The sequence below is a fragment of the Allobosea massiliensis genome (genome assembly GCF_042655245.1).
In the GTDB taxonomy this organism is placed as follows: Bacteria; Pseudomonadota; Alphaproteobacteria; order Rhizobiales; family Beijerinckiaceae; genus Allobosea; species Allobosea massiliensis.
On sequence record NZ_JBHSLU010000063.1, the window covers coordinates 518448 to 531858 of the forward strand.

General features: G+C 61.4%; 13 protein-coding genes. 9 read left to right on the plus strand and 4 right to left on the minus strand.

What is annotated here, in order from left to right; genetic code table 11:
• Positions 1-40 precede the first annotated feature (40 nt).
• Both ACFPN9_RS20330 and recA read right to left on the minus strand, forming a co-directional pair.
• A complete protein-coding gene (locus ACFPN9_RS20330; RefSeq protein WP_377817515.1) occupies positions 41-421 on the minus strand; it encodes a hypothetical protein in 381 nt (126 codons plus the stop codon).
• A gap of 5 nt (positions 422-426) precedes the next feature.
• Positions 427-1455, minus strand: coding sequence for a recombinase RecA (gene recA, locus ACFPN9_RS20335; protein WP_068203798.1), 1029 nt, complete (start codon positions 1453-1455; stop codon positions 427-429).
• A gap of 265 nt (positions 1456-1720) precedes the next feature.
• On the opposite strand from recA, the gene ACFPN9_RS20340 reads away from it, so the two are divergent.
• The 6 genes from ACFPN9_RS20340 to ACFPN9_RS20365 all read left to right on the plus strand — a co-directional run bounded on the left by ACFPN9_RS20340 (position 1721) and on the right by ACFPN9_RS20365 (position 6390).
• A complete protein-coding gene (locus ACFPN9_RS20340) occupies positions 1721-2272 on the plus strand; it encodes a hypothetical protein (RefSeq protein WP_156460952.1) in 552 nt (183 codons plus the stop codon).
• A 16-nt stretch (positions 2273-2288) separates the two neighbouring features.
• Positions 2289-3203 carry a 3'-5' exonuclease gene (locus ACFPN9_RS20345; protein WP_068203801.1) on the plus strand — a complete coding sequence of 305 codons (915 nt, stop codon included), beginning with the start codon at positions 2289-2291 and terminating at the stop codon, positions 3201-3203.
• A gap of 15 nt (positions 3204-3218) precedes the next feature.
• Positions 3219-4466 carry a hypothetical protein gene (locus ACFPN9_RS20350; RefSeq protein ID WP_377817516.1) on the plus strand — a complete coding sequence of 416 codons (1248 nt, stop codon included), beginning with the start codon at positions 3219-3221 and terminating at the stop codon, positions 4464-4466.
• A 50-nt stretch (positions 4467-4516) separates the two neighbouring features.
• Positions 4517-4915 carry a hypothetical protein gene (locus tag ACFPN9_RS20355; protein WP_156460953.1) on the plus strand — a complete coding sequence of 133 codons (399 nt, stop codon included), beginning with the start codon at positions 4517-4519 and terminating at the stop codon, positions 4913-4915.
• A 191-nt stretch (positions 4916-5106) separates the two neighbouring features.
• Positions 5107-5448, plus strand: coding sequence for a hypothetical protein (locus ACFPN9_RS20360; RefSeq protein WP_377817517.1), 342 nt, complete (start codon positions 5107-5109; stop codon positions 5446-5448).
• A 282-nt stretch (positions 5449-5730) separates the two neighbouring features.
• Positions 5731-6390, plus strand: a complete 660-nt coding sequence (locus ACFPN9_RS20365) for a hypothetical protein (protein ID WP_377817518.1) — start codon at positions 5731-5733, stop codon at positions 6388-6390.
• Between the two features lie 49 nt (positions 6391-6439).
• Here the strand turns inward: ACFPN9_RS20365 and ACFPN9_RS20370 are convergent, their stop codons facing one another.
• Together ACFPN9_RS20370 and ACFPN9_RS20375 are read right to left on the minus strand one after the other, a co-directional pair.
• A complete protein-coding gene (locus ACFPN9_RS20370) occupies positions 6440-6874 on the minus strand; it encodes a Ros/MucR family transcriptional regulator (RefSeq protein WP_068077831.1) in 435 nt (144 codons plus the stop codon).
• A gap of 216 nt (positions 6875-7090) precedes the next feature.
• Positions 7091-8188 (minus strand): helix-turn-helix domain-containing protein, encoded by a 1098-nt coding sequence (locus ACFPN9_RS20375; protein ID WP_377817519.1) that lies wholly within the window; start codon positions 8186-8188, stop codon positions 7091-7093.
• Positions 8189-8713: 525 nt separating this feature from the next.
• Here ACFPN9_RS20375 and ACFPN9_RS20380 point away from each other — a divergent pair.
• From ACFPN9_RS20380 to ACFPN9_RS20390, 3 genes are all read left to right on the plus strand, one after another.
• Positions 8714-9637 (plus strand): recombinase family protein, encoded by a 924-nt coding sequence (locus tag ACFPN9_RS20380; protein ID WP_068077825.1) that lies wholly within the window; start codon positions 8714-8716, stop codon positions 9635-9637.
• A gap of 169 nt (positions 9638-9806) precedes the next feature.
• Positions 9807-10346: a hypothetical protein gene (locus ACFPN9_RS20385; RefSeq protein ID WP_156449765.1), complete on the plus strand. Its 540-nt coding sequence runs from the start codon at positions 9807-9809 to the stop codon at positions 10344-10346.
• A gap of 288 nt (positions 10347-10634) precedes the next feature.
• A protein-coding gene (locus ACFPN9_RS20390; protein WP_377817520.1) for an IS3 family transposase occupies positions 10635-11863 on the plus strand; the annotation gives its coding sequence in 2 pieces (ribosomal slippage) (positions 10635-10983 and positions 10983-11863; 1230 coding nt in all).
• Positions 11864-13411 lie beyond the last annotated feature (1548 nt).

Sequence of the window (13411 nt, forward strand, 5' to 3'; positions counted from 1 at the left end):
CCGGGCAGTCTGCCCGGCCATTGTTGAATTTCGCCCCGGCTCAGATGCGCTTCAGCAGCGGAGCCAGCACCTTGATCGCATCGGCCGATGAGGTCACCGGGATGCAAAAGAGCGTCAGGTACGCGAGCTCGTTGATGTGCTCGAGGCTCGAGAGCCGGCCGTACTTCTCTGGGTCGGGCTTGTCGAATGGATCACGCACCTCGATTGAAGCCCCGATCGCGAGCGCTTCTTTCCAGACGCGATAATCAGGCGGCGTCCAGAGGTTGATATGGTTCACCGTCACCCTCTCTGCAGCCACGACGAAGCCACCGTTCGTCACATAAGCCTGAAGGTAGAGCTTGCCCGGCCCATGAGGCCGAATGAGCGGGTGCGCCTTGAGAGCGGTTTCGATCTCAAGGCCAAGGCGGCTGACATCTGCCATCGGCGTCACTCCGCCTCGGCTTCCGAGCCGCCTTCGAGCGCGGCCGCAAGAGGCGCCGCATTCCCTCGGATCTTCGCCTCGATTTGCGAGGCGATATCCCGGTTTTCCTTCAGGAACGTCTTCGCGTTCTCCCTGCCCTGGCCGAGGCGCGTGCTGTCGTAGGAGAACCAAGCGCCCGACTTCTCAACGACGCCTGCCTTCACGCCGAGGTCGACCAACTCCCCCACCTTCGAAATGCCCTCGCCGAACATGATGTCGAATTCGACCTGCTTGAACGGCGGCGCGACCTTGTTCTTCACGACCTTCACTCGAACCTGGTTGCCGATCGGATCGTCCTTGTCCTTCAGCGTCGACGTGCGGCGAATGTCGAGGCGCACCGAGGCATAGAATTTCAGAGCGTTTCCGCCGGTGGTCGTTTCCGGCGAGCCGTACATCACGCCAATCTTCATCCGGATCTGGTTGATGAAGATCACGAGGGTGTTGGTGCGCGAGATCGAAGCCGTGAGTTTGCGCAGCGCCTGGCTCATGAGCCGCGCCTGAAGCCCAGGCTGCACGTCTCCCATCTCACCTTCGATCTCCGCTCGGGGCGTCAGCGCGGCAACCGAGTCGATCACGACCACATCGATCGAGCCGCTGCGGACCAGCGTGTCGGCAATTTCGAGCGCCTGTTCGCCATGATCGGGCTGCGCGATCAGCAGATCATTCAGGTTCACGCCCAGCTTGCGCGCATAGATGGGGTCCAGAGCATGCTCTGCGTCGATGAAGGCACAGGAGCCGCCTTTCTTCTGCGCCTCCGCAATCGTGTGAAGAGCGAGCGTCGTCTTACCGGACGATTCCGGCCCATAGATCTCGACGATGCGGCCCTTGGGAAGGCCGCCGACACCAAGACCGACGTCGAGCCCAAGGGAGCCCGTCGAAATCGTCTCCACCTCCACGACCTGCTTGGACCCCATGCGCATAACAGCGCCCTTGCCGAAGGATCGTTCGATCTGCTGCAATGCAGACTCAAGCGCTTTGCTCTTATTTGCTTCCATTTTCGCAATCCGAATAAATACAGTGAATATTATCACCGTTTGCCACAAATGGAGAGGCAGAACAAGATTTAAATCGTCAGATCACGTTCCTTAAACGTCGCAATCATATTGCCATAAACCCCGGAAAAATCATGCGCTACGTTATCAAATATTGGGAGGCCGCCGCTTCTCACGCCATGCTGGCATTCGCGGCCGCTCTGCAGATCGTCATGGTTCTCCGGCTGTCCGGCCGGCTCTAACCGGAACAAGGCCAGGCCCATCCCTCATGAACCACACAAATGATCTCACTCATCTGGTGACTGTGCGTGTCCGGAATTTCCCGGGCTATGCCGTCGACGTGTGCCTCAGAATTCTCGCTGGAAGTGTCGTCACCCGTTCAGACCAAAGCCGGTACCGGAAAATCCGTGCAATTGCCCACGACGGCCGCGAGTATCCCGGCTGGGTATCGTCGACGCCGGAAAACACCCGCATCGTCCCGCGCGTCGCGCCGCTTCGATTTGGGATTTTCGTCATGAACGCGAAGGTGGCGTTCGACTTCGTCAGCTCGAATGTGGTTCCCGATCTCAAGGAGCCTGCCCGCAGCACTGCGCGAGTTGAGGCGCCTCTTGCCGACAGTCGCGCTTCGGAAGAACTCTGGGCGCATGTCTCAGCGGTGATCAAAGCCCTCCCCGTCTCCGACCCCGCAGACATCTCCCGTGTCCGCAAAGCGGTCGGACTGATGTTCCACTCCGATGCGACAACGAATAAAGTCGCCCATGATGTTCTCGCCCGTGCGAATGCGCTTATCGACAGCCTTTCGTACCAGCGGGCGGCCTGAGGAAAAGACAGAAGAAATGAGCGACCGCACGCCGTCCGAAATTGCCGCAATCATTTCCGCGCTCGAAGCCACTGGCAACTACGCTGTCTTCAAACGCCTTCATCCCAACCGGATCCCGCTTCCCGAAATTCCGCTGAGCACGATCGGTGCGGACACGTTTCGCGGCTGCTACGTCGACGTCGAAGCGACAGGTCTCGATCATGACACCGACGAGGTCTTCGAATTTGCCGCCATCCCTTTCACCGCCACCACGGACGGTTACATCCTCTCCGTTGAGCAACCGATCTCCTGGTTCAACGAGCCAACCAAGCCCATTCCGGACGAGGTTGTTGAACTGACCGGCGTCACCAACGAGATGGTGCGCGGCCACCGGTTTGATCCGGCCCTGTTCGAAACTCTTCTGAACGGCGTCGAGCTGGTCATCGCTCATGTGTCACGCTTCGACCGCACCTTCTGCGAAGGCCTGCATCCTCGGTTCGCCGAAATCGCCTGGGCTTGCTCTCAGAGCCAGGTCCCATGGCGCAAGCACGGCCACGACAGCACCAAGCTCTCCAACCTCGCGCTCGCTCACGGCTTCGTCTTCGGCAGCCATCGAGCAGCAAACGACTGCGCAGCCGGCATTGCGATCCTGTCGCGAGAGCTGAAGGGGACAGGCATGCCCGCCCTTGCCCAGCTGCTGGCGACCGGCCTTTCGGACAGCTTCAAGCTCTTCGCCATCGGGGCCCCCTTCGACAAAAAGGAAATGCTCAAGGCCCGCCAATACGACTGGTCGGACGGCACCCGCGGCATTCCCAAGACATGGTGGAAAGAGATCCCCGCGGCGGAGTATCCAGCGGAGCTCGAGTTCCTGCAGAACCACATTTTCAGCCGCGCCCACGACGTCCCCGCAAAGCGGGTGACGCCGAAGGAGCGCTTTTCTCGCCGCGCTTGAACGACGAACGCCCAGATGGTTTTTCACCCGATCTTCGGAGGCAGCGCGGACAACCCGCTATCGCGCCCCGCCCGGACATACGCCGGGCCACCCGACGACGTGCTCATCAGCTATCCTGCCAGCTGGGGTAGCGCCCTAGCGAGCATCCCTGCAGACGATGAACTCGCTCCTATCACCGACGGCGAACTGATCGAGCGGTTCGACCTAGACCCCAATTTCTTCACCCGACATGTGCCGGCCGCGCTTCGCCGCTGGCGCGAAAGCCCTTCGCAAAGCCCCATTGGCATCCTCGGCCAGATCGAAGCATCGGCCGCCGCCGAAGGGCACGTGTTCACAGATACGACAGCCCAGACGCGCGCCATCGGGTCGCTTCTCTTCGTCGACGCCCTCTCGCCGGGCGATGTGCGCAGCCTAGCGAAGGACCGTAAGCTCATTCGGATAGGCGGCTCGATTGCATCGACTCTCGATGACGACGGGCGACGCCGCTTGTTCAAAGCCGTTTTCGGCTTCGTTCTGTGGGAGCGGCGCAACCGGGCAAAATGCCGGCTCGGTATGGTCAAGGTCCCGAAGGTGCTTTTCCGTGGCCTGCGCGACAGAGATATTACGCTTCCAAGCGGCCTCGCTCGACGAGACGACGAGCCCTGGAACTTTCATTTCTGCCGAACGCACGTCGCGCGCCGCGCTCGTCTCCTCGAAACCCCGCTGCAGACAGTGGCTGGAACGAGCGTCCTTTCGTTCACCGCTACGCGTTCGATCGCCGAGTATTTCACCGGCGATGAGGGAAACGTGGTCGAAATCGACCCCACTGCCTTCGACGTCGTGAGCTCCTGGAGTCTGGACCCAGCCCTCGCCAATCCTGACCCTGTGACGGGTCGGCAAGAGCGCGAGTGGATCGTTCGGCTACGGCCGGACTTCGTGCCTTCTGCCACTGCTCTCTCGAGCCGGGATCGAACCTACGCTTACTCGACACGCGATCCGATCGGGATCGAACTGCTCCATCACCATACGCACGCTCGATATGAGCTCGAAAGCCGACGGGTCGAGGCGTGCTTTGCGTATAATCGCAGCGGTGTCGGCGGGCGGATCATCTACCGCATCGACGACGAATATGCCTTCGACACGCGGCGGGCGACTAAGGCCAGGACCGGCTTTGATCCGGTGCCCGGGCCGGGCCGCCCCGCGCTGGGGCTGATTTACTTCACCCAAGAACCGTGGCAATCGAGACATAAGAATATCGATTATTTCGAAAACGACGCTGCATAATATCGCTATTTTCGAGCCGCCATTTTCGGCGGCGCAATTCGGATTATTCCATGCCCTCATCTCAACCTTTTGAGGTTTTCGCGGCTGCTGCCCTTCTGCAGGGAACGCTCATATGGGTGGCCCTCCGCTATGGAGGTTGCTTCCTCTATATGCAGCGCTTTTTCCGCACGATGGACCGAAAGGATCGCCGCTTTCTTTCGACAGGATCGCCGCAGGTCGACCGATATCTTGTGCTTTCGAGCGTGACGATCGGATCGATCACGACGCTGATCGTCTCAATGGTGCTCAACCGCGAGATCGAGGCGTGGGTTGCGGTGCCGGTCTTCATCGCACTCATTGCCATCGATGTTTCGTGCTTCCACTGCGTTGCGAACCAGCGCACCGCGCGCATCCCCGACAGCCTCCGCGACCCCTTCGACGACGATGGAGGCAACCGCCTCCCCCATTAGATGCTCAGATGGCCCGGCTCTGCCGGGCCTTTTTTTTGCTCCGTCCTGGAGCCCCCAGATGAAAGGACCGATCGGAAGTCGATCTCGTGAGGAGTGCTCACACTCTGACATCAATCCCAAGAATGACGGTTGTTGGAAGGGTGAATTCAACGAAGGCGCCAGCGCTTCAATCCCGAGAAATGGACCCGATCATGACGACCCAGCCCGCCCGCAAGAACAAGATGTATACCCGCACGCTCACCTTCACCTCGGTCAACGTCGGCACCGACAAGAAGGGCAATGCCTTCGCCAACTTCCGCGCCGACACGGTCGTCAAGTCGGGCGCGAAGGCCGGCAGCACGATTTCGATCTTCGGCCAGGCCTTCGGTCGCCACTACGCCGCGATGAAGGATGCGATCGTCGTCGGCCAGACCGCGAAGGTCAGCGGCTACCAGGACCGCCGCCAGGCCGACGAGGCGAACGGTGTCACCGCGCTGCAGTCGTTCGTCCTGATCGACCTGCCGGCCGCGAAGGCCGCTCCGATCGCCGCCTGATCGGACAAGAAGGGAGTCTGGCTTCGCCAGGCTCCCTTTCATTTGCCGAGACCGGAAAACCCCTCGGTAGCCATGAAGGAATAGATCGGTCGACCTTCGCTGCGACCGCGCTAGCAACCCCGCTCCGGCTTGAATAAGCCAGGGCCACACCAATCGACCTACTTCAGCAACAGACTCATCTAAGGCTTAATTGACCGGCCGCTCACCGAGCGACCCGCTTTGAATTGCCTTGGGGACAACAGGCATGGCCTTTGGCCGATAACCCCTCAGGGAGATTTGAGAATGTCGCTCGCCGCTGTCGCTAACCTCGACGTTCTGTTTTCGCTTGCCGCCGGCGAATACGCCGCGTTTTCCGGGATCGGGTCTCGCGAGACCCCTCCGGATGTCTGCCACGACATGACCCGAATTTCGGCGGCCGCATATAAGCGCGGCTTCACGCTTCGCTCTGGTGGCGCCGGCGGCGCAGACCTCGCCTGCGAAGCTGAGATCCCGGCGGCGGGCAAGGAAATCTTTCTGCCGTGGAAGGGCTTCAACGGCTCGAAGAGCCCGTTCTATCCCGCCCCGGTCTCTGACGCTGCGATCGCGGCTTCCGCCGCTCGACAGGCGCCGAACTTCGACCCGACGAGGCTCCTCGATTTCGACGGCGCGAACGCCGACCCGATCGACATCGCGGGACGAGCTCTCTTGATCGCCCGCCATTTTCATCCGGCGTGGGAACGCTGCAGCCAGGGCGCTCAGAAGCTCCACACCCGGAACGTCCCGCAGGTCCTGGGGCAGACGCTCTCCAGCCCTGTCCGGTTCGTGCTCTGCTGGACGAAGGATGGCGGCCCGACCGGCGGCACTGGGCAGGCGATCCGCATCGCGAACGCCTTACCCGTTCCGGTCTTGAATCTTCAGAGGCCGCTCGTGCGCCAGCGCATCCTGTCGTTTCTGGGGCTCTGAAACGAAGAGAGCCGGCCCTTCGGGTCCGGCTCTCTTTTTGCCTACCGCTTCAAACCGCGGCGCTTCCGCGCCTTGCGCCAGCCTGCCTGCCCAGGCCGATCTTCTTCGCTAGGGCCGATCGCTCAGCCGCGTAATTCGGCGCGACCATCGGATAGTCCGCAGGCAGATCGAACATCGCCCGGTACTGCTCAGGCGACAGGTCGTACTTGCTGCGAAGGTGCCGCTTGAGCGACTTGAACCGCTTGCCGTCGAGCAGGCAGATGATGTTCTCCGGGGTGATCGACTTCCGGACCGGAACCGCCGGCTCCGGCTTCTCGACAACCGGCTTCGTCTTCGCAGGCGTCCCGACCCCCTGCAGCGACGAGTGCACGGACGCGATCAGCGAAGGCAGCTCAGCGGTCGGAATTGGGTTGTTGCTTACGTAAGCGGACACAATGTGCGTGGCTAGAGACGCGTAATCAACTTGGTCTTCTGTAACACTCATATTGGTTCCCTTGTGTGTCGACAATCGTCGAGCAATGCAATGTAGCCCCCGCCACTTGGGCTAATCAAATCGCTTTTGCTGGAATGTCAACCGCCGAAGGCCGTGATTGTTTCACGGGTGGCTGGCGTGTTCGCTCTGGTGCCTGAAATTTCAAACCACGCGCGATTGCGTTGCGTGATCTACTTCGCTATCGAGTCAACGCGTTGAAAATACGGCTCATATGATGCCCCACGCGCGGTAGCGCGAGCGCTGGGTCAGCTCGCGTGGCAGCGACGGACCGAGCTCGTCAAACATGCATTTCACGGCATGCGGCGTAACCTTCAAATGCTCGCGCGCCAGCGGCATCGTCACGATCGGCCGGGACAGGAAAAGGTCGACGAGATCGTTTAATTTTGAGCCCTTGCGGCGCCCTGCCAGCTTGGGCGCCATGAGGTCGCGATGAAGGCTCAAGGTCGAGAGATCCGAATTGGCGAGACGCAGCGCCTCGGTGAGCAACTCGCAGAATGTGCCGACCGCCATCTCCTTCGATATCAGCTGACGTCCGCGGTACCCTGCCTTCCGATAGGCAGCAGCCAGCGGAAGGGTCGATTCCGTCAACCCGCGCGATCGCAGGATCGAGCTCGCGATGATAAGGCCAAGCCACGGCTGTCCATCATGGACACCCAGTTCGCGCCAAGCCTGCCAGCCGAAGGCGGCGGCTTGCACCGCTGGCAACCGCTCAAGATCGGACAGAACGCTGAACCACCGATCCTCGGCCTCAAACTGCTTTTCGTCGGGAGTTCCGGCCAACAAAGTGCGGTTCCGGCTCGCAGCCACCTCGCCCCGCAAAACCCGCCCCGTTCTCTCGATCAGTGCATCAATCTCCGCAAACTGGTCAGAGAACGCGTCGAAATCCTCATCCTTCCGTTTCCGTTCGGTGGTTGCTGGCGGCGGCGTCTCCTCAGCAAACTCCTTCGACGATAGCCCTCCGGCCAGAGAGGCCAGCCCCCTTTTCGTGAGCGGCCATGGCGCAGGACGCTGTCGCGCCACCCGGTACGCCCGGAGAATTGACGACGCCCGGACCAATTCATTCGTAGGCGCACGCTTGTTCAGATTGCCGTCGTGAAGCACCAGGTCCGTCAGATCAACGAGGAACCCCTCGGACTGGATCGCCATGAATGCCTCATTGATGTCGCAGCGGTTCTGCCAGCCATCGGCTAGGCCACTCGCGGCGAGCCGCGCATCCAATCGGCACACTCCGACGGCAAGATCATCGGTCTCCCGCGAGAAGGCCGCGCCCAGTGATGCATACGAGTTCAGCGGGGCACGCTTCATGCGGCGTTTCCACCTCCAATTTTCATCGACTCCCTTACGGAAGGCGAGTACCATCTCGATTGCCTATCCATCTGTCTTGCTCCTCTGCACGATCCCCAATCGCGCTCCCGGATCACAGATCCCTCGGCACCCTCTGGCCCCTGGCTCTATCGCCTGTACAAAGCGCCACTGAGCCCGGCTAAGCGAATCCAGACAAATCATAGTGAACAATGGCTTACACTAGAGCCACGCCCTTTAATGATAGTCAACTTGCTTTTCGCTACCCTAACCGAATACCCGCTTTGAGGGCTCTAAAAACGGCCATTTGGCCCGGTTTCCCTGCCGCGGGCGTAGTCGGGGCCCGCAAGGCCGAAAATGGCCGCCCTGAGGGGCTCTACCTCAACGTTTTCGGGCCCTGGAGCGCCAAATCGCCTGCGGTTCCGTGGGCTGGCAGCGCCCGAAGGGAACCTATAAACTCGCTATCAACTGGTCGTTTGCTGGACGCTTGTATTATTGTACAAAAGGGTGGATTCGAGATCGGATTTGATGGCAAAGAGCCCCCTCCCCTCCCCCGCCGGCCGTCTGATCGGCTATGCGCGCGTCTCAACAGACGACCAGTCGACAGATGCGCAGCTATCGGAGCTGAGGGCCGCGGGCTGTGCCGAGATCGTCCAGGAGCACGCATCGGGCGCCAGCCGCGCCCGGCCGGCCCTTATCCGCTTGCTCAACAACGTCCAGCCCGGCGACACTCTGGTTGTCGTTCGCCTCGACCGTCTGGCTCGGTCGGTCTCTCACCTCCTGACGATCATCGAAGAGCTCGACCAGCGACGCGGACACTTCCGCTCGCTGCGAGACCCGATCGACACCACCACCCCGCAGGGGCGCTTCTCTTTGCAGGTGCTAGGAGCAGTCGCGGAACTCGAGCGCAGCCTGATCAGCGAGCGAACAAAGGCCGGCATTCAAGCTGCCAAGGCCCGCGGCCGCAAACCAGGCAACCCCGGCGTTCGCTCGCGTGATCCGAAGATGCTCCGCAAGATCGCGTCGGCGCGTGATGCCACGTACCTCAACGCGCTCATCAAGGAGTCCGAGCCGTGGATACCGACGGTTCGAGCCCTCCGGCCACGACACACATGGCGCCAGGTCGCCTCCTATCTGCGGTCGCGAGGTCTGGACTGGACACATGATCGGCTGCAGCGGGCGGCAAACCGGCTCGCAAAGGAAGGGCTCCTAGACAAGGCGCTGCTGAAGCGAGCGCCGAACCATAGGCGCGATACCTCCCTTGCGACGCTGGTCGCGGGGATCGCTGCCGCTGACCCTGATCTCAGCCTCCGTGACATTGGAGATGTCCTGACAAAAATGGGCGTCCGCCCTCCCCGGCTCGGCGACAAGTGGCAAGCCTCATCGATCAAACACCTGCTCGAGAAGAGCGGGGTGAGCTCAGGCGTTCGCATCGAGCCCCCATCGTCCTAGCCTGATGCCTTCCGGCTTCCTATAAGGCCGTCAGGCTTGCAGCGAGGCGGCTATGACCTTTCCGAGACACCTAGTCGGGCTTGTGATCTTTGCAGCTGCAAACTTTGCGCCCCCCGTCCCCGCGGTCGCAGAGGGGCAGTCGCAATTCGCACGCGTCGTTATTACAGGCATGCTATCGATCGAGATACCGCGCCATTGGGAAGCTCTGGACGCGGCAAGCCGGGCGAATCTTGCAACGCTGTCGGAGTCGATAACGGGATCGCCTCCCACCGTCGCTTCGCTCGCGGTATCTGCCCGACCCGCCCCTGCCGGCGCTATCATTCGCGTCACGCGGCTCAAAAACGACGGCCCCACCCAGCGCCAACTGAGCGATGCAGCCAAAGCGAACCCACACAGCCTCCTGAGGGATTTGGCGAACGAACTCCAGATTGAGTTTGCTCAAATGGAGGATGCATCGCGTAAACTCGGTATGGAGATCCTTGAAAAGCCGAGGGCATCACTCGCTTCCATTGACGGCCGCACGGCGCTGCTAATCACCTACAAGCGATCCGGTGCTGCCGGGGGGCCGCCGTTTTTCGTCAGACAGTTCCACGTGCCGCTTGAAACAGCGAAGGCCCTAATCACGGTCTCTCATCGGGAAACAGACGCGATCCTCTTCAAGCCGATCCTCGAGCACGTTCTTCAATCCATCGACTTCGATATTCGTTAGCTCGGGTCACGGCTTTCCCTCGGCGAGCAATCTTTGCAGCTGCAAAGATTCTGTTCCACAAGCCCGCCTGTGGATCGGAAGTCGCGCGCCCAGCCCAGCAGAGGCTTGCTCAACAGTAAGCCCGGGGCGCGACTGACCCAGCCAGCGAACGCACGAGAGCCGTCAGCAATCTTTGCCGCGGCAAAGATACCGTGCCCCGGAGACCATGAAGCCTGTGGAGCGCACCCCGTTTTGATCGGACAGGTGGCATAGCCGATAAGGCATAGGCATTCGCCTATGAGTACGACTATGTCGAAATCCCCTGACGGCCCGTTCTCGCGGGTTGAAGTCATCACCTCGGTGCAGCGCCGGCGCCGTTGGTCGACGGCCGAGAAGGTCCGTCTCGTCGAAGAAGCGATGCAGCCTGGAATGAGCGTGTCGTTCGTGGCGCGCCAGGCGGGCATCTCGCCCTCGCAGCTCTTCGCCTGGAAGCGCCGCATGCTGGAAGGCGGTCACGCCGCCGTTCAAGCGGATGAGGACGTCGTTGGCACCTCGCGCGTCCGCGATCTGGAGAAGCGCGTTCGCGATCTGGAGCGGTTGCTCGGTCGCAAGACGATGGAGAACGAAATCCTCAAAGAGGCGCTCGACGTCGCCCGCCCAAAAAAACGGACATCGCACTTACTGTCCTGGAGCGATCCGACGGACGGTTCACGGTGAGCGCGGTCGCACGGACGCTCGGCGTCGCTCGTTCCCACATCAACGAGCGACGCGGTGGGACGCCCACGCCGCGTGGGCCGTACCGCAAGGCGCAGGATGTTGAGTTCCTTCCGTCGATCCGGGCCATCGTCGATGCCCGGCCGACCTATGGCTATCGACGCGTTACAGCGCTCTTGAACCGAGAGCGGCGAGCAAAAGGCCTGTCGACCATCAATGCCAAGCGGGTGTTGCGGATCATGCAGCATCACGGCCTGACGCTGGAACGCCATACGGCGCACCGGCCCGGCCGGATGCACGACGGCGTCGTCATCGCGCTTCGTTCGAATGTGCGATGGTGCTCGGACCATCTGGAGATCCATGCTCGTAACAGCGAGGTCGTGCGCGTCCTCTTCGTACTGGATGCCTGCGACCGCGAGATCATTGCCTGGTCGGCGGTGGCGCAAGCCGGCATCTCCGGCGAGATGGTCCGCGATCTCATGGTGACCGCCGTCGAACGCCGCTTTGGGACGACCAGGGTGCCGCACGCAGTCGAATGGCTGTCCGACAACGGCAGCGCCTACATCGCCAAGGACACAGCCGACACGGCACGCGCCCTCGGCCTGGCGCTGCTCTTCACCCCCGTTCGCAGCCCGGAGTCGAACGGCATGTCGGAAGCCTTCGTCAAAACGCTGAAACGCGACTACGCTCGCGTGACGATCTTACCCGACGCCGACACCATCCTCGCCTTGCTCCCCCTCTGGATCGAGGACTACTGCGAGGTCCACCCGCACTCAGGCCTGAAGTTCCGCTCGCCTCGCGAGTTCATCAGGCTGAGTGCATAAACCCAACCGCCGCCTGTCCGGCGAAACGGGGTCAACTCCAGCCTGGCCGAGGGCAGATGCCCACCAACGGTGCATCTGTCGCCCGATCTTTGCAGCTGCAAAGATTCAATTCCGACGCGGTGGTGCGAAGGCCGGCAGCGGAGACTGCGCTCCCAGGAACATAGGCCGATCCGCATGCGCCCGATTTTTGCAGCTTAAAACTGCTGATCGGACCAAAGCGCTGCGGTGTCCGAATGAGGCCACGAGCGGCCTAGTGGCGCCGCCGCACAATCTTTGCAGCTGCAAAGATTCCTCGTTGTCGGCCGCGGAAGCTTGCCATTCCATCATGGCAGACCGCCGGTGACACCGACCGCTCCGCGGCCAAACTTTGCAGCTGCAAAGATCCAATCTCATCGTCAAAGATCTTTCCGCCGAAAGACCACGCACGCCACAGGCAGTGGCCTGCCGATCGCTCCCCCTTTGCACCTGCAAACATTGGACGAGCAGGCGCACGCAGTTTCGAAGCGCGGCGCAAATCCGTGCCAGGCGCGCCGACGCACTGCCCAATCTTTGCAGCTGCAAAGATTCACCCCGTCGATGAGCAGGTCGAGCCATGGGGCAGGAGAGACCGCACGACGGAGAAATGGGGGCGTATAGCTCCTCTTGCATCTCCCCAGATCAGGCCGTCGCGTCGTGGCACCATAAGGCGATGGCGCGCGACGCCGGGGAAGCGCCTAATCTTTGCAGCTGCAAAGAGCCAATGCCGGCGGCCACTCACACGCCGGCCAGCAGGGCAGAGCGCACATGGCCAGTCGCCACTCGATCTTTGCAGCTGCAAACTTTCGTTGTGCCAAGAGCGATCGCGCATAGACGATGCAACCGGCGCCACCAGGCCCGCCAGCGCAGAATCTTTGCAGCTGCAAAGAGCCAATGCCGGAGGCCACTCAACCAGGCCGGCCAGCAGGGCAGAGCGCACATAGCCAGTCGCCACTCGATCTTTGCAGCTGCAAACTTTCGTCGTGCCAAGAGCGATCGCGCATAGACGATGCAACCGGCGCCACCAGGCCCGCCAGCGCAGAATCTTTGCAGCTGCAAAGATCTGCTCCACGTGTAATCGAGTTGCGGCCCGACAGCGGCGAACGGCACACAACTGGCATCCGTTCAGCAGAGACAAAACTCTGCAGCCGCGAACTTAAGTCGTTCCTTGAGCGATGGGACCAGCGGGAGCGGGAAGCGCCACTAAGCGCACCAGCGCAGAATCTTTGCAGCTGCAAAGTTTGGCCCACCTCGCGGGATCGAACCGATGCCCAACAGATGAGGAGGCGCATGCCACAGGCTTTCCCCCACCAGAGACCGATCTTGCACCCTGGATTATGATCCGACCTCGATTGATGGTCCCAATAGGAGTCCACCAGCAGCACCCGCGCACGAGGCGCACCAGCGCAGAATCTTTGCAGCTGCAAAGACACGTGTCCAGCGACATTCGGAACTGACCCCTTTGCGTCATGAAGAACTGACCCCCATGCCGATTGCCTTTAGGCGGTTGCGGATTGCGGCGTCGCAGCGGCC

What these genes read in the sequence shown, in the direction of transcription:
- ACFPN9_RS20345 (WP_068203801.1), top strand. Translation starts at nt 2,289, where the DNA reads ATGAGCGACCGCACGCCGTCCGAAATTGCCGCAATCATTTCCGCGCTC.
- ACFPN9_RS20365 (WP_377817518.1), top strand. Translation starts at nt 5,731, where the DNA reads ATGTCGCTCGCCGCTGTCGCTAACCTCGACGTTCTGTTTTCGCTTGCC.
- ACFPN9_RS20340 (WP_156460952.1), top strand. Translation starts at nt 1,721, where the DNA reads ATGAACCACACAAATGATCTCACTCATCTGGTGACTGTGCGTGTCCGG.
- ACFPN9_RS20355 (WP_156460953.1), top strand. Translation starts at nt 4,517, where the DNA reads ATGCCCTCATCTCAACCTTTTGAGGTTTTCGCGGCTGCTGCCCTTCTG.
- ACFPN9_RS20350 (WP_377817516.1), top strand. Translation starts at nt 3,219, where the DNA reads ATGGTTTTTCACCCGATCTTCGGAGGCAGCGCGGACAACCCGCTATCG.
- ACFPN9_RS20385 (WP_156449765.1), top strand. Translation starts at nt 9,807, where the DNA reads ATGCTATCGATCGAGATACCGCGCCATTGGGAAGCTCTGGACGCGGCA.
- ACFPN9_RS20360 (WP_377817517.1), top strand. Translation starts at nt 5,107, where the DNA reads ATGACGACCCAGCCCGCCCGCAAGAACAAGATGTATACCCGCACGCTC.
- recA (WP_068203798.1), bottom strand. Translation starts at nt 1,455, where the DNA reads ATGGAAGCAAATAAGAGCAAAGCGCTTGAGTCTGCATTGCAGCAGATC.
- ACFPN9_RS20380 (WP_068077825.1), top strand. Translation starts at nt 8,714, where the DNA reads ATGGCAAAGAGCCCCCTCCCCTCCCCCGCCGGCCGTCTGATCGGCTAT.
- ACFPN9_RS20330 (WP_377817515.1), bottom strand. Translation starts at nt 421, where the DNA reads ATGGCAGATGTCAGCCGCCTTGGCCTTGAGATCGAAACCGCTCTCAAG.
- ACFPN9_RS20375 (WP_377817519.1), bottom strand. Translation starts at nt 8,188, where the DNA reads ATGAAGCGTGCCCCGCTGAACTCGTATGCATCACTGGGCGCGGCCTTC.
- ACFPN9_RS20370 (WP_068077831.1), bottom strand. Translation starts at nt 6,874, where the DNA reads ATGAGTGTTACAGAAGACCAAGTTGATTACGCGTCTCTAGCCACGCAC.